This window comes from Mucilaginibacter sp. 5C4 (assembly GCF_034345625.1).
Classification (GTDB): domain Bacteria; phylum Bacteroidota; class Bacteroidia; order Sphingobacteriales; family Sphingobacteriaceae; genus Mucilaginibacter; species Mucilaginibacter aurantiaciroseus.
The window spans coordinates 2433580-2453460 of sequence record NZ_CP133775.1; the positions used below are offsets into that span (position 1 = coordinate 2433580).

The window sequence follows — 19881 nt, forward strand, 5'->3', positions numbered from 1 at the left end:
TAGAGATTAGTCCTTTTAGAATTTTATAACATTATGATAAAAAACTATATAAAAACCGCCTGGCGTAACATCCTTCAAAATAAGTTTTACGCTACCATAAATGTAACGGGTTTAACCGTGGGCCTTGTTGTGGGCCTGTTTATGTTACTTTGGGTGCAGGACGAATTGAGCTTTGATAAGAACAACTCTAAAGCTAAAAATATCTATAAAGTAGGTATTGTAGGCGGTACTGGTATCAGCAAGCAGATCTTTAACCATATTATAGCCCCGGTTGCAACATTCGCCAAGAGCGAAATCCCTGAGGTGAAGGATGCCGTGCGTGTTATGCCGCTTGGCGACGCTCCTTTTAAATATAAAGACAAGGTGTTTTACGAGACCAACTTTGCTTTTACAGACCCATCCTATTTTACAGTATTTGATTTTAACCTGATAAAAGGGGATAAGCGTAATCCGTTCCCGGATAACAGCTCGATCGTAATAACCGAAAGCACAGCCAAAAGATATTTTGGCAACGAAGACCCGATAGGCAAAATAGTGATCACCGGCCAGGACGAGCAAAATAAAGTAACCGGTGTAATTGCCGATTATCCCGCAAATTCAAGTTTCCAATATCATGTTTTGATGCCGATATCGAGGTTTAATGATCTCGCTTATATCAAAAGCAAAAAGAGCTACGATAACAAAACTATTATATCATCAATGGATGCAGATTGGAGCAACTTTGGTTTTGAAACATACCTGTTACTAAAAAACGACAACGTAAACACCGTTGCCTTAGAGAAAAAATTACAAGCCATACATGAGCGCCAAAATCCGGTAGACGCCCCCGTGCCGTATCTTACCCAACCATTATTAAAAATGCATCTATACAAAGCAGATGGTACGGATGCCGGCATGTCAACCGTAAGCACATTTGCTATTGTGGCATTGATGCTGTTAGTGATAGCCTGTATCAACTACGTAAACCTGTCTACCGCGCGTTCAATGCTGCGGGCAAAGGAGGTAAGCATGCGTAAAATAATAGGGGCGGGCAAGTTCCAGTTGTTTATGCAGTTTATGGTAGAAACGGCATTGCTGTTTGTAATAGCATCCGTTTTTGCTTTTGTATTGCTCATATTATTATTGCCCGAATTTAACCAGTTCTCGGGCAAGCAAATCGCGTTAAACTTTTCAAATTATAACATCTGGCTTTGTATATTACTAACACTTGTAGGCACACTTGCTGCATCAAGCATCTATCCTGCATTACTGCTTTTGTCTTTCGAACCATTAAAGGCGCTAAAAGGCAAGATCTCGGTAAGTATTGGCAACGTCGCTTTCCGCAGGACCTTGGTTGTATTGCAATTCTCAGCATCTATCATCCTTATCATCGGCACATTGGTTATTGGCAACCAGTTGAGGTTTATCCGCAATAAAAACCTGGGGTACGATAAAGAAAACGTATTCTCTTTCAGTATGCGTAACGATATGCAAAAGCACTTCGATGTAGTAAAAACCGAATTGCTTAAAAACCCCGCGGTACTCTCTGTAACCCGTGCCGGGCGTGATATTATCACCAATGGCAGTTCTACAGGCAATATCGACTGGGATGGCAAGCCTGCAAACTCCAACATGTGGTTTAACCAGGTTTATGCTGATAAAGACCTGATCCCGTTCTTCAAAATGAAACTCCTGTCTGGCGATAATTTTACAGGAGTAGTGGCCGATTCTGCACACTTCATTATTAATGAAACCGCTGTAAAGGAAATGGGTTTAAAAGACCCGATTGGCAAACGCCTGCGCATACAGGCCCGCAATGGGACAATCATTGGCGTGGTAAAAGACTTCCATTTCACCACAATCCATAAAAAGATAGAGCCTGCCGTGTTCCAATACCAGCCAAATTACTGCTGGAAGGTATACGTGAAAACCACAGGCCGCGATGCGCAGCAAGCTATAGCCGCGGCTATAGCGTCATGGAAACAGTACAATAACGACGTACCATTTAACTACGCCTTTTTGGATGATACCTACACCAAAATGTACACCATGGAGCAAAAGCAAGGTTCGTTATTTAACCTGTTTGCTACCATCGCTATCGTGATATCCTGCCTTGGTTTGTTCGGATTGGCAACCTATTCGGCACAGGTAAAAACAAGGGAAATAGGAATCCGCAAAGTATTGGGTGCAAGTGTAGCCAAAATCATTCGCTTGCTGGCTACCGAATTTATGGTGCTGATCATCATTGCCATTGTAATAGCCATGCCGATAGCCTGGTTTGCCATGAACAGTTGGCTGCAGGATTTTGCCTATAAAATTAACATCGGCTGGGTAGTATTCCTGTTTGCAGGCGGTGGGGCATCATTGATAGCCCTGGCAACCATCAGCATACAATCTATAAAAGCCGCGCTGGCAAACCCGGTAAAAAGTTTGCGGAGCGAGTAAGCCTCACCCCAAACCCATCTCCGGTAGAGAAGGGCTTTTAAAAGTCCTCCCTGCCGGGGAGGATTAGGTGGGGCCGGACTTTTTTTATTCTAACGCAACCTATTAAACAAAAAAGTGGTCTTATTATAAACTCAAAACATATTATGAAAAAGTATTTCCTTTTATTACTCATGGCATCGCCCGTTTACTTTGCATCGGCACAGGATAGCAAAACCCCATATTACACCCGCTCGTTGGCTAAAGACGGTATTAAAGCGGTATTTGTAAACACCAGCGGCGGCAGTATCTCTGTAGTTGGCGGTACCGAACAGGCACACGTGGATGTGTATGTGGTGGGCAACAATAACCAGCAGCTAAGCAAAGAAGAAATTAAAAAACGTTTAGAAGAAGATTACATCCTGGATATTGATATCCACGGCGGCGAACTGCATGCAACCGCTAAAAGCCGCCGGAATAACATGGGTTGGAGAAGATCTTTAAGCATCGGCTTTAAAGTTTATGTGAATGCTAAAACCACTACAAACCTGAACACCAGCGGTGGCAGTTTATACCTGAAAAACCTTATCGGCGACCAAAACTTTGAAACTAGCGGCGGCAGTATCAATGCTACCGGCCTAACCGGTATTATCAAAGGCGAAACCAGTGGTGGCAGTATCAATGTAGCCGGCTGTAAACCTAATATCGACCTTGAAACAAGCGGTGGCAGCGTTACCGCAAGTGATTGCAATGGCAAGATCCGTTTGGAGACCAGCGGCGGCTCGTTAAACCTTAGCGGCCTTAAAGGAACCATTGATGCCAAAACAAGCGGCGGCAGCGTACGTGGAAACAATATAGATGGCGATATTATTACCGGTACCAGCGGCGGCAGTGTAAACCTGGTAGCGATGAGTGGCAGCGTTGATGCATCTACAAGCGCGGGCAGCATGCACGTGCAAATGCTGCGTGTAGGCAAGTATGTTAAGATCGATGCAAACTCGGGCCACGTTGACCTGCAGTTACCTGCAAGCCAGGGTGTAGATGTAGACCTGCGCGGCAACAACGTAAACTTTAGCATGAACGGCAAGTTTGAAGGCAACAAACAGAAAGAACGCGTAAACGGCAAACTAAACGGCGGTGGCTCATTAGTTGAAGTACGTGGCGATGGTACCGTTAATGTTTCGAGCAAATAATAAACACAAAAAAGCACAAGGTATATGTTTAAGAATTATTTAAAAATTGCGTGGCGCAACATAGCCAAGCATAAAGGTTTTTCGTTAATTAACGCGGGCGGTTTGGCATTAGGCATGGCAAGCTGCCTGCTGTTGCTTTTGTATGTGGCCTATCATTTTAACTACGATAAGCAGTTTGACAATATTGATAACATATACCTTGTTGAGAATAACCAGCCGGGTGATGGTAAGATCTACACCTTTGCTTCCACACCACGCCTGGCTGTGGCAGCCATAAAAACCGAAGTGCCGGGTGCGGTGCGCACGGTAAGAACTGTTACTTATACCGCAGAAGGCTTGCTAACCTACAAAAACAACAGCTTTAAAAAAGCGGGCATGTTTGCTGATGATGGTTTCTTTAATATCTTCTCGTATCATTTTATAAAAGGCACGGCCAACAACGCGTTAAAATTGCCAAACTCAATTGTCATCACCCAAAAATTGGCTAAAATCCTTTTTGGCGACGAAGACCCGATAAACAAGGTCGTAAAACGTAATAACCAATTGCCGCTAACCGTTACGGGTGTAATTGAGGATGTACCGGCGAACGCCACCTTCCAGTTTGAATTTGTTTTACCGTGGATAATGTTCGAGGACACTAACTCCTGGGCAAAAAATTCAGATTGGGGCAGCAATTTCGCGCGTACGGTTGTCCAATTAAAAGATCCATCAGCATTAACCCGTGCCAATATGATTATGAAAAACATGGTGGAGCGGCATAATAATGGTAATAAAAATCAATTGTTTCTTTACCCGTTCAGCAAATTGCACCTGTATTCGGAGTTTGTAGAAGGAAAGGCTGTGGGAGGGATGATAGACCAGATGAAACTGTTCATCACCCTGGCTATTTGTATTTTATTGGTGGCCTGCGTAAATTTTATGAACCTGAGTACTGCCCGGTCTGAGGAACGTGCCAAAGAAGTAGGCATCCGTAAAGCTATCGGTTCAAGCAGGTCATCGCTGGTTAGTCAGTTTATTACCGAGTCCGTTATTTTATCGCTCATCTCCACGGTTGTCGCGATGTTGATCGTGGTATTGTCACTCCCATATTTTAACACCTTGTTAGGCATCCAATTGGTATTACCATACAGCAACGTACTTGCGTGGATCGCTATAGCAGGCATCGGCTTATTAACCGGCATACTGGCGGGTAGCTATCCTGCCTTTTACCTGTCTTCTTTTGAACCTATAAAGGTACTTAAAGGCATGTTTAAAGGCGGTGGCTCGGCCTTGCCATTGCGCAAAGTACTGGTTGTTGTACAATTTGGGTTTGCTGTGTTTTTAATAACTGCTACCATCTGCATATATCGCCAGATAAAATTTGTGCAGGAAAAATCGACAGGGTTTGAAAAGAACAACCTGGTAGAGATCGCTATTGAAGGCGACTTGCAAAAAAATACGGAGGTACTGATAAACCAGTTAAAAACAGATGGCACTGTTACCAATGGTACAACGTTTTCGCAAAGTATTACCGAAGACGGCAATAATACCTGGGGGGTAAGCTGGCCCGGCAAACGCGATGACGAAACCATCCTGTTTGATGTGTTTAGCGCAGGTACCGATTTCACCAAAACCGCAGGTGTTAAACTGATAGACGGGCGCGAATTTTCGCCGGCTTACCCAGCTGACACTTCGGGCAAATCAGTTATGATCAATGAATCGGCCGCTAAGGTGATGAAATTTAAAAACCCGGTTGGCTCACTAATTAAATGGGGCAATAGCCAGTTAACCATTATTGGTGTTTATAAAGATTTTGTGTGGGGATCCCCATACGAAAAAACCCGCCCTATGGTAACCAGTTATGGCGGCACCAGCGGTGCAACTATTGACCTGCGCTTAAGCCAAAACAGAAGTATCAGCACCAATATAGCAGCTATAAACAAAGCCCTTAAAACCTATAACCCTGCATACCCGCCAACGGTGAAATTTGTAGATAGCGATTTTGAGAAGAAATTCCAGAACGAGCAATTATTGGCTACGCTATCTAACTTATTCGGCGGTTTGGCAATTGTAATATCATGCCTTGGGTTGTTTGGTCTGGCAGCTTACGCCGCCGAGCAACGGGTGAAGGAAATAGGGGTACGCAAAGTACTTGGTGCAACGGTTATAAATTTGGCAACGCTGCTATCCAAAGACTTTTTAAAGCTGGTTGCCATAGCCATCGTGATCGCTATCCCGTTATCTGTCTGGGGGATGAACAAATGGCTGCAAAAGTTTGAATACCGTATTACTTTAAGCTGGTGGATGCTGGCCGCTGCCGGTTTAATAACCGTATTTATAGCCATTGTAACCGTAAGTTACCAGGCCATAAAAGCCGCGCTTGCCAACCCGGTTAAGAGTTTGAGAAGCGAGTAAGCCTCATCCCAAACCCCTCTCCGGCAGAGAGGGGGCTTAAAGTCCTCCATTCCGGGGAGAGGATTAGGAGGGGCTACTGTATCATAACCGAACAATAGCTGTTACAATAGCGAACACACGAAAGCTTTCGTACATATTTATAGTGTTGATTATCAGTAATGTAATAGTTTGGTATCCCTTTTAACCATATCACTGTATTATGATCAAGAATTATATAATAATTGCATGGAGGAGCCTTACTAAAAACAAGGTGTTTTCTTTTATTAATATGTTTGGTTTAGCTATTGGCCTTGCCTGCTGTATGTTAATTACCGGCTACCTATACCAGGAGCTTACTTATGATACTTATTCCTCAAACGCCAAACAGCTTTACCGCGTTAACTTAGGCACGGTTGGCGCCGTTGGTACAGATACCTATCCAATAGTTGATGTTGCAGTAGGCGAGGGCATGAAGAATGCCTATCCCGAAATTTTGGCATCAACCCGTCTAACAAGCAACCCGCCTTTATTTGTAGAATACGGCAGCCGCCAGTTTAAAGAAAGCCAGTTAGCCGGCGTAGATTCAAACTTTTTGCAGATCTTTTCCATCCCACTTTTAGAGGGTGATAATAAAACTGCTTTGGTTGAGCCAAACAGTGTTGTGTTAACAAAAGATATGGCCAAAAAATACTTTGGCGAATCTCCTGCACTTGGTAGGATCATACTGATCGCTAAAGCGCCTGTAAAGGTTACCGGCGTTATCGATAAAGTGCCCGATAACTCCCATTTCCATGCGGATGCCTTTATTAGCCTGAATACAAAAAACAGGCAGCAAACCTGGAGTAACGTTGGCTTTTATACCTATTTGCTGCTCGATAAAAATGCCGACCCAAAAAAGCTGGAAGCACAATTCCCGCAACTGGTATCAAAATATGTAGTGCCCGAAATTCAGCGCGATATGGGCGTGAGCCTTGCAGAAGCGCAAAAATCGGTAAATACATTTCTGTTTAGCTTACAACCAATAGCCGATATCCACCTGCACTCGCACACCAAATACGAGCGCGAGGCAAACGGCGATATTAACTATATATACATATTTGGCGTATTAGCCGTTTTTATCCTGATACTGGCTTGTATTAACTTTACTAACCTTTCTACCGCGGCATCTGCCAAACGTTCTAAAGAAGTAGGCATCCGTAAGGTATTGGGTTCGTTAAAAAGCAGCCTGGTGGGTCAATTTTTGGCCGAATCAATTATGTTGACCACATTGGCTATGGTTTTTGCCCTGGCATTGGTTTACCTGTTACTGCCATACTTTAACGAAGTGGCAGGTAAAAATACCACCATCCAATTCTACCTAAATTACAAAGCTTTAATTATCGAATTGTTTATTGCCTTGATAGTAGGTGTAGCCGCAGGAATTTACCCGGCATTCTTTATCTCGTCGTTTAAGATATTGAGTGTATTAAAGGGCAATACCAATTCGCAAAACAGCAAAAGCGTTTTGCGCAGTGGGTTAATCGTTTTCCAGTTTGCTATCTCAACTATGTTTATCATTGGTACAATAATAGTTTACCAGCAACTGCACTATATGCAGAACCAAAAGCTGGGTTACGATAAAGAACAGATATTGGTGATTAACGATACGTACACCTTAAAAAATAACCTGGAGCCCTTTAAGAACCAGTTGTTACAAAACAAACAGGTGGTAAATGCTACCATCTCCAGCGATGTACCGGTACGCACAAGCGATGGTACCCAGATCTACTTAAAATCTACTACCGCTGATGCTTCGCATAGCGAGATCCATAGTGCTATCTATCATATTGACGAAAGCTACCTACCAACCATGGGTATGAAAATGGCGGCTGGCCGTAACTTTTCTCCCGCTTCTCCCGGAGATTCGTCAGCTGTTATCGTAAACGAAACCGCTATTAAAGAATTAGGCATCGCATCAGATCCAATTGGCAAAACCATCGTCCGCTCCGGCCAGCGCGAGTTTACAATAGTGGGTGTAGTGAAGGATTTTCATTACTCATCAGCCAAAGAAAAAATTGCCCCTTTAATGATGCTTTATGGCCATAGCAATGGCACTATCATGTTAAAAGTAAAAACCGCGGATGTTGCAGGTTTACTATCAGACATTAAACAACAATGGACAGATTTCCATGCCGACAGCCCCTTTAGCTATACCTTTCTTGACGACCAGTTTGCACAGCTTTACGTAAACGAAGCACGCACCGGTAAGATATTTACTTCGTTTGCTATACTGGCGGTTGTGATAGCAAGTTTAGGTTTGTTCGGCTTATCAGCATTCAGTATCCGCCAAAGGGTAAAAGAAATTGGCATCCGCAAGGTACTTGGGGCATCATCAGGCAGTATTACGGGGATGTTATCGGCGCAGTTTTTAAAATTGGTGAGCTTGTCTATCATTATAGCAGTACCAATTACCTGGTATGCCATGCACAAGTGGTTGCAGGAGTTTGCATACCGGGTAGAGATCCACTGGTGGGTGTTTATTGTGGCCGGCGCGCTTGCCTTAATGGTAGCATTTATAACCGTAAGCTTTCAATCTGTTAGGGCGGCATTGGCTAACCCCGTGAAGAGTTTGCGGAGCGAGTAAGCCTCACCCCAAACCATCTCCGGCAGAGAGGGGCTTTTTAAAGTCCTCCCTGCCGGGGAGGATTAGGTGGGTTACTGTATCATAAACGAACACCAACTGTTACACATACGTACGTATTGCCATGTATGTAATTATGATAATTAATTGATAATTAGTTTGTTATATATGTGGCATTTTATTTAAGTTTATCTGTTCAAACAACATCGCCATGATCAGGAACTACTTTAAAATAGCCTGGAGAAACCTGCAAAAACACAAAGCTTTCTCTTTCATCAATATATTTGGCCTGGGTATGGGTATAGCGGCTTTTTGGCTCATAACCCTGTACGTTACCGACGAGTGGAGCTACGACCGTTACAACACTAAAGCCGACCGGATCTTCCGTGTGGCACAGCATGGCCAATGGAACGGCGGTAAGTTCGACCTTGCCGTAACCTCGCCACCATACGCTGCTACTTTAAAATCAGAGTTTCCGCAGGTGGCTGATGCCTGCCGCATAGATGCAGAGGGCGGTGGCAAGATCACGATCGGCGATAAAACCATTAACGAGGGTAGCGTGCTGCTAACGGACAATAGCATCTTTAATATTTTTAGCTACCAATTTTTATATGGCGATGAAAAAGACGCCCTTGCTAAACCGCAAACTATTGTACTAACAAAAAACCTTGCCGAAAGCCTGTTCGGTGATGCGTCTATAGCACTAAATAAAATTATCCAGATAGAAGGCCAACCAACAACGGTAACAGGTGTAATTGTCGACGTACCTGTAAACTCGCACTTTAGCTTTAAAGCCTTGCGTGCTTTCCCTGCCGATTATATGAACGGCTATAACGGTAACTGGGGCAATTCTAACCTGTACACTTACCTGCTGCTAAAAAATCACGACGATTATAAAACCATCGAAGCTGCCGGAGAGAGTTTTTTCAATAAACACATTAAAAACGACCTTGGCGCCATGAAATTCACCCTTGATTTGCAGCCCTTGACAGATATCCACCTGCGCTCAAACTTAAGCTATGAACTGGGTTCTAATGGAAATATCACGTATGTGTATGTATTCAGCATCATCGCTTTGCTGATATTGGTTATCGCCATTATCAACTATGTCAACCTAACCACCGCAAGGTCTTCCATCCGGGTTAAAGAAATTGGTGTACGTAAAGTAATAGGATCTGACAGGGCACAATTGATGGTTATGTTTTTCGTCGAATGTATCCTGCTTACCTTTATCGCTACACTCATAGCCGCGGCCATTATCCAGTTTGCACTACCATACTTTAACGAACTATCCGGCAAAAAACTAATCCTGCTGCAATTTGGCACGGTGAAAACTATCGCGGCTTTCATTGGCTTCAGCTTGGTTGCCGGTGTATTAAGTGGGATCTATCCGGCTTTGTTCCTTTCGGGGTTTAAAACTATCCCGGCCATGAAGGGGCAGTTGGGCAACCAGTTATCAACTATTCTGTTTAGAAAGTCATTAGTGGTTTTCCAGTTTGTGATCACTATTGTAATGATAGCCGGCTCATATGTCATCTATCAACAGCTAAACTATTTCCAAAAACGCGACCTGGGCTTTAATAAAGCGCAAACGCTAACGTTCCATGTCAACAACCGCGAAGTGCGTGGTAAAGTAGATGCCTTGAAACAACAGTTATTATTAAACCCTGCTATCGAGGCGGTTGGCGTAGCAGGTAACCCAATAGGAAACAATAATATTGGCGGTGGTGATTTTAACCTCGGCCCGGATGGTAAACCTACCTCCGAATCTAAAATTGTACAAAACCTGCAAATTGACGAGGATTTTATCCCAACCCTGCAGATCAAAATGGCAGGCGGCCGCAACTTCTCAAAAAGCATCACCAACGATGTTACCGACGCCATTTTGGTGAACGAAACCCTGGTGAAGGAATTGGGCTGGAAAGATGCCGTTGGTAAACGCGTCCGTACGGGTGTAGGTTCAAAAGGCAAAGTGATAACGCAAACCATAGTTGGTGTGGTAAAAGATTTTAACACCTATTCATTACAGCACAAAATAGCGCCGATGACCATGGTGTTACCTGTAGAAGCAAAGGATAAAGACAATTTATACATTCGCATAAGCAGGGGCAACGTACAGGCATCGTTAGATTATATCTCTAAAATTTACAGCACTTTCGATATCGAGAACAAGGCCGAGTTCCATTTCCTCGACCAAAACTTTGCCGCCCAATATCAAACCGAACAAAAACAGGGTACTATACTGTTGATCTTTACCATCCTGGCAATCAGCATTGCCTGCCTTGGTTTATTTGGCTTGGTAACGTTTACGGCTGAACAAAGAGTTAAAGAGATAGGCATCCGCAAGGTACTTGGCGCAAGTGTGGCAAGCATTGTAAACCTGCTATCTACAGACCTGATGAAGCTGGTGATTATAGCCACCCTGATTGCCTGCCCAATAGCATGGTTTGCCATGGATAAATGGCTGCAGGACTTTGCCTATAAAATAAACATCAACTGGTGGGTATTCATGCTGGCTGGTGGCGGCGCAGCATTGGTAGCATTGGCAACCGTAAGCATACAAGCTATAAAAGCAGCAGTAAACAACCCCGTGAAGAGTTTGCGGAGCGAGTAGTGACCAGAGATCAGTTAATTAGAGATCCGGCAATAGTTGGTCGCATAGGCTATCAATTATGGTCTATGAACCTTAAATTATGTTTAAAAACTATTTTAAAACGGCTAACCCGGTGAGGAGTTTGAAAAGCGAGTAAGTGAGGCAAGATGACAAAAGTTATGAATCAAGAAAAAAATCTGTTAAATTATATTAATCATTAAATCTGCGGTAAATAATCAAAAACTATTTTTAAAATCGCGTTCAGGTTCTTTAGTAAATAATTTCTCAATAGTTGTAAATGGCAATCCTAATAATATGATAAACAATTGAACAGCGGAAACAATACCAATTACCCAAAGACTGATTTAAAGGGCGCAACAGCTAATGATCAAAATAGAGGTCGTTCGTTTGCTACGTATTCTAATCCTTCTGGTCATGGGCATGTCGCTACTTCTAGTATTGGGGAGAACTTGGCTAAAGAAAAAAATCGCCAATATCGGTATAACTAAATATTCTGGTTTCACTTCATTAAATGGGTCTTTTTCAAAGGATAAAGTAAAAAAACACCTTATATTCACACCCAATGTATTAAAAACAGTAACAATAAAACCAACACCAGGACAATGAAAAAATTGACATTATTGCTTCTAATTATTATAAAATGCAGTTTCATCAACGCGCAAAGCTTAGTGGGTATTTGGCAATTAAATACCCCTGAGGTAAGTTCAGGGTATTTGGATACCTATCAGTTTTTTTCAAATGGGACGTTCCGCTTTAATTCCAGTCAATATAATGCCTTAAAGAGGGTTATAACAATAGGGGGTAAATATAATGTTCAGAAAGACAAGGTTACTTTCTTGGTTGAATATACAATGGAAAAAGTGGGAGGAGTGTTCAAAGTCGGAGATATTTCTTCTGGAAGCGATTCTTGGTCAATAACGGGAGGACAAATAAAAAGAGTTCCTTTATTGAAAACACTAATGCAATACGCGAGTATAGAGACAGGTATCAAGGATAAAGGAGTAGATGTAATAAAAATAAATAAAGCAAAATATTATAAGGTAGATAATGATCCGGAGAACTTTCAATAATCGGTTGAGTACGATCTGTAAGCGATACCCACCATTGAAGTATAAGTTTGTTTTGGTATTGTTGGCTGGCGTAATGCTATCTATGCAATCACATAAAGATGACAGAAAAGCTTTACTTTGCCATAGTTGGAAACAAGTAGCTTATAAATCAGTTAAAGATACCTTGCCTAAAGCCGTATCTGAACAAATGGCTAAAATATGTTCATTTAATACAGATGGGAATTATGAAGAGGAAATGTATAATCTTAAATCAAGTGGTAAATGGTTTTTTAACTCTGATAAAACTAAGATAGGTTATGTTCTGACTGCATTCAATGGCAAACCATTACCAACGTTTCCAGATACAACAAGGAGGCCGAACACTATAATTCTTAAGCTTACTCAAGATACGCTGATTTATGGGCATGAAGCATATTATGGACCTGATAAAATATACGGACATAATGATTACTACTTTGTTAAAGTAAAGTAAACAACAAAGCCCCTTAACCGGGGCTTTGTTATGTAATGAGCGTAAGCCTTACGGTCTTTAGCATCGCGTAACAGCCCATCACTCGCCTATAAAACCCCTTACGCTGTTGATCCCTAATCACAATAGATTGAAGAACCGTACCTTTCACATTGCCTTATAGTTAGGCTGCTATCGTCAGAATTGATCTGGCTGATCCTATTAGCCCTTGTACTGGTAACGCCGATAGCCTACTGGGCCATGCATAAATGGATGGAAAACTTTGCCGACCGTACCACCATCAGTTGGTGGATCTTCGCACTGAGCGGGGCAGGCATGTTAACTGCAGCCTTGTTTACACTTAGCTTCCAAACTATAAGGGCAGCAGTAGCTAACCCCGTGAAGAGTTTGCGGAGCGAATAGGAAAAAATTAGTGATTTATTGATTTCTCCTTCTTATCATCCTGAGCGATAGCGAAGGATACAGGAAGATGAATACTATAGCTTTAAGAAGAACGCCAGGGATATATGATTTCTCGAATAATAACCGTTACCTTTATAATGGGAAGGAGATACAGACAGATTTAACTACCCAATACGATTACGGCGCAAGGTTCTATGATCCTGTTATAGCGCGTTTTACAACACAGGATAGGTTTGCTGAAAAGTATAGAGCTCATACTCCTTATCATTATTGTTTAGATAACCCTGTAAAAAGCATTGATGTTAATGGTGATACAGTTGTTGTATTGCATGATGTAAATGGTGCACATGGCTTTGGGCATATGGCTATATTGATACAAGGGAAAGATGGCGGGTATCGGTTATATTCTAAAAATGGCACTAATGAAAGCTCGGGAACATCAGGGCCGGAGGATAAAGCAGGGGGTGATGATGTTGGAACTGGAAAATCTTATAAATCTCCAGCCGAATTTATGACAAGTGATAAAAATGCACCCGATAAAAAAACAGGCGAGAGAGAATACGCTGAGGGCTTTGTAATACCAACTACAAAGGCTGAAGATAAAAAGGCTATTGCGGGGGCTAAAGAAGAGTTGAAGAAAGATTATAACGTGGTAGGTTCTAATTGTGCTACTACAGTGCAAAAAGCTTTGGATGGTGCAGGGAAATCGGACGGATCACCATCCCAGGTTGGAAATGCTATTTTACACGCTATTTCTCCTGCAATTGGAACTGCTGTTGAAAAGGGGCCTAATCATATTTACGATAGAATAAAGGAGCAAAATAAAGGAACTGTTATAACACCTTAATTATGAAAGTACAGCGATTTTTAATTGTGATTATTAATATTCTATTATCATCATGTGGTTTTAATGTAACAGATAATCCAGGTGAACAAATGAGTTCGTCAATTGACGTATCTAAAAATCATAGTGCCTTTATTTGTGCTTATCAAGTTCAGGGAAATAATATTAATGGCATTCCAATCAAGACTATTTTCGCCGAAAAGGAGTATTGGTTAGATAAAGGACTTTTTGGTAAACACCATGTTGACTGTTGTAAATCACATTTAGTAATTGTTTCTAAGGGTTACTTTGCGACAGATTCTACAGGTTATGATATAAATTGGGAATTGATCAATTTTAAGAGTCAGCATTCCTCTATCATATTTAAAGATTACAATGGAATACTTTTTCCAGATTCTATACCCATAATCGTTGTGTCAATAAAAGGAAAAGATAGTAGTCAAGTCATTAAAAAACTCACGCTTTATAAGATAAAAACCCAATAGTAAGCTTATTAAAGGAACATTTCCCGGCAGATAAACAGGTGAAGCTATTTATTTATCCGTTTACCGACTTGCACTTACGGGGCAATTTTAAAAATGGCGTTAACGTTGGTGGCAGTATAAATTATGTGCGTTTGTTCCTTTTCCTGGCAATCGGGATCTTGCTGATAGCTTGTATCAATTTCATGAACTTATCTACCGCCCGGTCGGAACGGCGGGCAAGGGAAGTGGGGATCCGCAAGGCAATTGGAGCACGCCGCAACTCGCTTATAGCGCAATTTATGGGCGAGTCGTTATTAATGGCATTTATAGCGCTCGCTACATCACTGGTGTTGATAATTGTGTTGATGCCTTTTTTCAGGAACCTTATTGGCATCAGCTTAAGTATCCCTTACACTAACTTGTGGGCTTGGTTAACAGCACTTGGCGTAACAGTTGTAACCGGTTTGTTTGCAGGCAGCTATCCGGCATTGTTTTTATCGTCGTTTAACCCCGTAAAGGTATTAAAGGGGCAGTTTGCCAGTACTAAAACTACCATTAGGCCACGCCAGATTTTGGTGGTTGTACAATTCACCTTTGCCATATGCCTAGTTGTATCCAGCATTTTTGTTTACAGGCAAATCAATTACATTAAAGGTTTGCCAATTGGCTACAATCGCAGCGGCCTTATCGAATTACCGATAGACGGTGCTATGTACGATAAGTTTGAAAGCTTTAGGCAGAATGCCATCAGCGTGGGAGCAATTACAGATGCCGCCAGTATCTCAGAACCCATTACAACCTTAACCAACGCCACATGGAAAAATAAATGGCCGGGCCAATTGCCTGGGGAAGACAAGATCCCGATTGATTGTATTGCGGTTACTTACCACATGCTAAATACCTACCAGATAAAGATAATACAAGGCCGCGATTTTGCTATTGATCGCCCGTCAGACTCTACCGCGGTTGTGTTGAACGAAGCTGCCGTAAATCTGATGCACTTAAAAGATCCGGTTGGGCAAAAAATAACCTGGATGAATGCCGAGCGTACCGTTATAGGTGTGGTTAAAAACTTTGTTTGGGGCTCGCCGTACGAGGCTGTAAAACCTACCATTATTGGCTTTACAAAGGGTTGGATAGGTAATATAGGGTTACGACTTAACCCCGCAAATTCCGTATTAAAAAACCTCGGATTACTACAGGATATTTACCGCAAATACAATCCCTATTACCCGTTCGATTATAAATTTACGGACGAAAGCTTTGCCCAAAAATTCAAAAGCGAACAGCAATTGGGTACAATGGCGGTTATGTTTACCTGCTTGGCTATCATCATATCATGCCTCGGTCTTTTTGGTTTGGCCTCGTTCTCGGCCGAGCGCCGCGGCAAGGAGATCAGCATCCGTAAAATATTAGGTGCAAGTACTGCCGGGCTCTGGTTAAAACTATCGCAGGAGTTTGTCAAACTGGTTTTAATATCTTTCGTAATAGGGGCGGCCATCAGCTGGTATAATATAAACCAATGGCTTAAGTCGTACACCTACCATACCGGCTTTAGTGTTTGGGTTTTTGTGGCGACGCTTTTTTTAAGCATAGCCTTGTGCCTGATAGCGGTAAGCTGGCAAGCCATAAAAGCTGCATGGGTTAACCCAGTTAAAAATCTGCGGAGCGAGTAAGTGGTTCATTAGTGTCCCGATAGCTGTCGAAATAGTGATCTTCGTAGTAGTTCCATATGCGTTTAAAAGTCGAAAAAAGGACGGAAAAAAGTCATGAAATTGCTGGAATTTGAGCTGTAAATGGAGGTTTTTAACGTTCAAACTTATAAAAATGAAGGTGTCCCATTCCGTCCCATTCAGAAACGAGTGGGACACCCCGGTAAAATATATTACTGCTTGTATTACAGTAATTTATATAAATATTGATAAGTAAAACTTTAAATAAAAGTTAATTTTTCATTTTTGTATTTAATTGATATACAGGAAGTTATTACATTGTCCCGCATTGTATAATATTTAGTGGGACACCCGGTAAATATGACGGCATATCAAACTATGCAGCAATACCTAAAATCCGTAAATTCGTGCCATGAATTTTTCATCTAAATTGCTGGAGGATGCTGTTGCCGAATTTGCAAAACTACCGGGTGTGGGCCAAAAAACCGCGCTCCGTTTAGTGCTGCACTTGCTGAACAGGGATAAGGAAGAGGTGCATAAATTTAGTTCAGCCATCAGCAAACTGCGTAACGAGATCCAGTTTTGCCAAACCTGCCATAACATCTCCGATCAAAAGATATGCGAGATCTGCACATCCCACAAACGCGACCATAGCCTGATTTGCGTGGTAGAGGACACGCGCGACGTAATGGCTATCGAAAATACTAATCAATACAACGGCGTTTACCATGTTTTAGGCGGATTGATCTCGCCCATGGATGGCATTGGCCCGGCCGATCTGCAGGTAGATACGTTGGTAGAAAGATTAAAGGACGGTGTTGTTAAAGAGGTGATTTTTGCCCTTAGCGCAACGATGGAGGGTGATACTACCATCTTCTATTTAAATAAACGATTAAAACAATTTGCAATAAATATCTCAACTATAGCCCGTGGCATAGCTTTTGGAGGTGAATTAGAGTACGTAGACGAAATCACATTAGGACGTTCTATTGTGACCCGTGTACCGTACGAAAATTCATTATCCTGATAGCTTATGAAACTTTCTGTTATTGTGGTTAATTACAACGCATGCCCCTTTCTAAAGCAGGGATTAGCTACGTTAAGCAGAGCCTGTAAGTATATTGACCATGAGGTGATTGTGATTGACGATGCGTCGACAGATAATTCGGTTTCCATGGTACAGGACGAATATCCGGAAGTGCAATTAATTCAAAATCAGCAACATTCAGGCATGGCCAAAGCCCGCAACCAAGGTATCCAAAAAGCAACAGGAGAGTATGTTTTATTGGTCAATGCGGATACAATAAGCGGCAAAAAAACTTTGGAGCATGTAATTGAATTTATGGATGCCCACTATGATGCCGGCGGTGTTGGTGTACGCATGCTTAGTCCGCGCGGAAAGTTGCTATCCGAGTCCCGAATAGGGTTTTCGCGCCAATGGGGTGCTATGTTAAAACTAACCCGTCTTGCAAAATACTTCCCAAAATCGCGCCTTTATAAAAATGATGACAATTGGGTTGAGGATGAGGAATTTGCAACAACTGAAGTTGATGTTGTAAATGGTGCGTTCATGCTTTTGCGTAAATCGGTATTGAACCAGATAGGTGGCCTTGATGAGCGTTTGGCGGCTTTTGGGCATGATATTGACCTTTCATTCCGCATCCGTCTTGCGGGATATAAAAATTATTACTTCCCCAAAACTTATATATTAAACTTTAAAAATCAGCCGAATACTAAATTTAGCTGGGCCTATATTAAAAGTTATTATGGCGCTATGATTATATTCGCTGCGAAGTATTTACTGCACATGCCGGAGATAAAAATACCGGGCATCCCGCAGATCTTCTCCCCGAAATATGAAATTGAAAGATAAGGTTGTAATCATTACCGGTGCTTCTTCTGGAATAGGCAAAGCTCTTGCCATTGAGTTTGCCCAACGTGGCGTGAATTTGGTTTTGGCCGCCCGACAGTATGTTACCCTTTGCGGAATAGCACAACAACTTCAAACCGACTACAATATCAAAGCCATAGCCGTACAATGTGATGTTGCGGTTGAAGATGACTGTGCCGCCCTGGTTAAACAAACTTTACTAACTTTCGGAAAGATCGATGTCCTGATAAATAATGCAGGTATTTCCATGCGTGCCCTTTTCAAAGATGTAGACCTACAGGTAATGAAAAACCTGATGGATGTTAACTTTTGGGGCACCGTTTATTGCACAAAACATGCACTACCGGCAATAATAAAAACACATGGCAGTATAGTAGGGATATCATCTGTAGCTGGCTACAAAGGCTTGCCCGGCCGTGCCGGATATTCGGCATCTAAGTATGCGATGAATGGTTTTTTGGATGCCTTGCGGGTGGAGAACTTACGCACAGGTGTTCATATCATGGTGGCCTGCCCGGGCTTTACCGCGTCAAATATCCGCAATACCGCGCTCGATAAAAACGGCAGGCAACAAGGCGAGAGCACTCTGGAAGAAGATAAAATGATGACCGCTGAAGTAGTGGCCCGCCTCATCGCCAACGGCGTAGAAAACCGTTCACGTACCCTCATCATGACTTTTCAGGGAAAGCTAACGGTTTTTCTGAGCAAATTCCTGCCTGCGTTTTTAGATAAACAGGTGTTTAAGGTATTCGCGAGGGAGAAGAATGCTTTGCTGAAATAGTTCATTCGTTGATTTTTTCGTTGGGCTTGACGCGACACCAATAAACTAATGAACCAGTGAACTAACTAACCTTATCAAACTCACTTATCTTACTCATATCCAGCTCGATCCTTCCATCCTCATCACGGTTAAACATGGGTACAAATTTGGCGTTCCAAACCATATCCTGCGCGGTGTATGATGTGCGGGAGTGTACCGTTTGCGAAAAAGTATCGTCAAAAGTTTTTAATAGTACCGCAAAGGTAGCCTGGTAGGTTTCAAGATCTTCATGTAAAATATCTATCAACGGACTGTTAGCATCTAATGGATGTACTACCGTCCAGTTTAAGGTCAGCAGGCTTACATACTTACGCTCCAGTTCCAGTGGAAAGAAACGTCTGACAGGTTTGCCATCTACAAATTCGTTGTAAGAGAATATAACCTCAACATCCAGGTCTATCAATACGTTCTTGCGGATGTTAGCAAGGCGGAACATTAACCCACGTCCGTTTTCTTTGTAGGGAGAAACCAGTAAATTCTCACTGTAAACGATCTTGGCTGATGGTTTAGAAAAACGCCCGTAAAGTAAACCTGTTGCCAAAGCAAAGGCCAGCAAGCCAATCATCGATTCAAACGCGGCCACGCTGTTAGCCACCACACCCCGCGGACTGATATGCCCGTAACCCACCGTAGAAATCGTTTGTGCCGAAAAGAAGAAGGCGTCAAGGAAATGGCTGCTGGTGCTATTGCCCGATGCGCCATTAAGGCTATCCATGCCTATCAATACGTATATCAAAGCGAATATTAAGTTAGCAACTAAATACCCGCTCAGCACAACCACCCAAAACTTACCCCAACTCATCTTAATAAGCGTATGGTAATTATCTGCCGTATTAAAGCGGGAGAGGCCACGGCGTATCACGTTTACTGAGCCATCCTTATTAATAAGCGGCTGGTTTTTGATCACCGGCTGCGGGCCAAAGCCAAGGTCATTCTCGGGGTTTATTTGCTGGTTATGTATGGCCATGGGTTATTTTGCTGAACTATGTAATCATAGGATCATTAAATCTCTTAATCAATAATTGTTCCCCGTAAAAATATCATAATG

16 protein-coding genes are annotated in these 19881 nt (G+C 42.4%); 15 read left to right on the forward strand and 1 reads right to left on the reverse strand.

Annotation, left to right across the window (positions count from 1 at the left end):
- Positions 1-33: 33 nt before the first annotated feature.
- The 15 genes from RHM67_RS11470 to RHM67_RS11540 all read left to right on the forward strand — a co-directional run bounded on the left by RHM67_RS11470 (position 34) and on the right by RHM67_RS11540 (position 18794).
- The gene (locus tag RHM67_RS11470; RefSeq protein WP_322226865.1) at positions 34-2424 is read left to right on the forward strand and encodes an ABC transporter permease; all 2391 of its coding nucleotides are present in this window, start codon (positions 34-36) and stop codon (positions 2422-2424) included.
- A 143-nt stretch (positions 2425-2567) separates the two neighbouring features.
- Positions 2568-3593, forward strand: a complete 1026-nt coding sequence (locus RHM67_RS11475; RefSeq protein ID WP_322226866.1) for a DUF4097 family beta strand repeat-containing protein — start codon at positions 2568-2570, stop codon at positions 3591-3593.
- Between the two features lie 24 nt (positions 3594-3617).
- Positions 3618-5987, forward strand: a complete 2370-nt coding sequence (locus RHM67_RS11480) for an ABC transporter permease (RefSeq protein WP_322226867.1) — start codon at positions 3618-3620, stop codon at positions 5985-5987.
- A 199-nt stretch (positions 5988-6186) separates the two neighbouring features.
- Positions 6187-8589 (forward strand): ABC transporter permease, encoded by a 2403-nt coding sequence (locus tag RHM67_RS11485; protein WP_322226868.1) that lies wholly within the window; start codon positions 6187-6189, stop codon positions 8587-8589.
- A gap of 208 nt (positions 8590-8797) precedes the next feature.
- Positions 8798-11200, forward strand: coding sequence for an ABC transporter permease (locus tag RHM67_RS11490; RefSeq protein WP_322226869.1), 2403 nt, complete (start codon positions 8798-8800; stop codon positions 11198-11200).
- A gap of 363 nt (positions 11201-11563) precedes the next feature.
- A complete protein-coding gene (locus RHM67_RS11495) occupies positions 11564-11806 on the forward strand; it encodes a hypothetical protein (RefSeq protein ID WP_322226870.1) in 243 nt (80 codons plus the stop codon).
- A complete protein-coding gene (locus RHM67_RS11500) occupies positions 11803-12270 on the forward strand; it encodes a hypothetical protein (RefSeq protein ID WP_322226871.1) in 468 nt (155 codons plus the stop codon). Before RHM67_RS11495 ends, RHM67_RS11500 begins: the two co-directional genes overlap by 4 nt.
- An 82-nt stretch (positions 12271-12352) precedes the next feature.
- Positions 12353-12742, forward strand: a complete 390-nt coding sequence (locus tag RHM67_RS11505; RefSeq protein WP_322226872.1) for a hypothetical protein — start codon at positions 12353-12355, stop codon at positions 12740-12742.
- 180 nt (positions 12743-12922) lie between these two features.
- Positions 12923-13141 (forward strand): hypothetical protein, encoded by a 219-nt coding sequence (locus tag RHM67_RS11510; RefSeq protein WP_322226873.1) that lies wholly within the window; start codon positions 12923-12925, stop codon positions 13139-13141.
- 67 nt (positions 13142-13208) lie between these two features.
- Positions 13209-13988: an RHS repeat-associated core domain-containing protein gene (locus RHM67_RS11515; RefSeq protein WP_322226874.1), complete on the forward strand. Its 780-nt coding sequence runs from the start codon at positions 13209-13211 to the stop codon at positions 13986-13988.
- A 2-nt stretch (positions 13989-13990) separates the two neighbouring features.
- Positions 13991-14470: a hypothetical protein gene (locus tag RHM67_RS11520; protein WP_322226875.1), complete on the forward strand. Its 480-nt coding sequence runs from the start codon at positions 13991-13993 to the stop codon at positions 14468-14470.
- Between the two features lie 38 nt (positions 14471-14508).
- On the forward strand, positions 14509-16125 hold the full coding sequence (locus RHM67_RS11525) for an FtsX-like permease family protein (protein ID WP_322226876.1): 1617 nt from the start codon (positions 14509-14511) through the stop codon (positions 16123-16125).
- 409 nt (positions 16126-16534) lie between these two features.
- On the forward strand, positions 16535-17149 hold the full coding sequence (gene recR, locus RHM67_RS11530) for a recombination mediator RecR (RefSeq protein ID WP_322226878.1): 615 nt from the start codon (positions 16535-16537) through the stop codon (positions 17147-17149).
- A gap of 6 nt (positions 17150-17155) precedes the next feature.
- Entirely contained in the window at positions 17156-17995 is an 840-nt protein-coding gene (locus RHM67_RS11535) for a glycosyltransferase family 2 protein (RefSeq protein ID WP_322226879.1), read from the forward strand.
- Entirely contained in the window at positions 17979-18794 is an 816-nt protein-coding gene (locus RHM67_RS11540) for an SDR family oxidoreductase (protein WP_322226880.1), read from the forward strand. Before RHM67_RS11535 ends, RHM67_RS11540 begins: the two co-directional genes overlap by 17 nt.
- 61 nt (positions 18795-18855) lie before the next feature.
- On the opposite strand, the gene RHM67_RS11545 is transcribed toward RHM67_RS11540, so the two are convergent.
- Positions 18856-19800, reverse strand: coding sequence for an ion channel (locus tag RHM67_RS11545; protein WP_322226881.1), 945 nt, complete (start codon positions 19798-19800; stop codon positions 18856-18858).
- Positions 19801-19881: the final 81 nt, after the last annotated feature.

Coding starts and splice junctions, on each gene's coding strand:
- RHM67_RS11535 (WP_322226879.1), top strand. CDS start 17,156: ATGAAACTTTCTGTTATTGTGGTTAATTACAACGCATGCCCCTTTCTA.
- RHM67_RS11500 (WP_322226871.1), top strand. CDS start 11,803: ATGAAAAAATTGACATTATTGCTTCTAATTATTATAAAATGCAGTTTC.
- RHM67_RS11470 (WP_322226865.1), top strand. CDS start 34: ATGATAAAAAACTATATAAAAACCGCCTGGCGTAACATCCTTCAAAAT.
- RHM67_RS11475 (WP_322226866.1), top strand. CDS start 2,568: ATGAAAAAGTATTTCCTTTTATTACTCATGGCATCGCCCGTTTACTTT.
- RHM67_RS11520 (WP_322226875.1), top strand. CDS start 13,991: ATGAAAGTACAGCGATTTTTAATTGTGATTATTAATATTCTATTATCA.
- RHM67_RS11490 (WP_322226869.1), top strand. CDS start 8,798: ATGATCAGGAACTACTTTAAAATAGCCTGGAGAAACCTGCAAAAACAC.
- RHM67_RS11540 (WP_322226880.1), top strand. CDS start 17,979: ATGAAATTGAAAGATAAGGTTGTAATCATTACCGGTGCTTCTTCTGGA.
- recR (WP_322226878.1), top strand. CDS start 16,535: ATGAATTTTTCATCTAAATTGCTGGAGGATGCTGTTGCCGAATTTGCA.
- RHM67_RS11545 (WP_322226881.1), bottom strand. CDS start 19,800: ATGGCCATACATAACCAGCAAATAAACCCCGAGAATGACCTTGGCTTT.
- RHM67_RS11485 (WP_322226868.1), top strand. CDS start 6,187: ATGATCAAGAATTATATAATAATTGCATGGAGGAGCCTTACTAAAAAC.
- RHM67_RS11515 (WP_322226874.1), top strand. CDS start 13,209: ATGAATACTATAGCTTTAAGAAGAACGCCAGGGATATATGATTTCTCG.
- RHM67_RS11505 (WP_322226872.1), top strand. CDS start 12,353: ATGCAATCACATAAAGATGACAGAAAAGCTTTACTTTGCCATAGTTGG.
- RHM67_RS11495 (WP_322226870.1), top strand. CDS start 11,564: ATGATCAAAATAGAGGTCGTTCGTTTGCTACGTATTCTAATCCTTCTG.
- RHM67_RS11480 (WP_322226867.1), top strand. CDS start 3,618: ATGTTTAAGAATTATTTAAAAATTGCGTGGCGCAACATAGCCAAGCAT.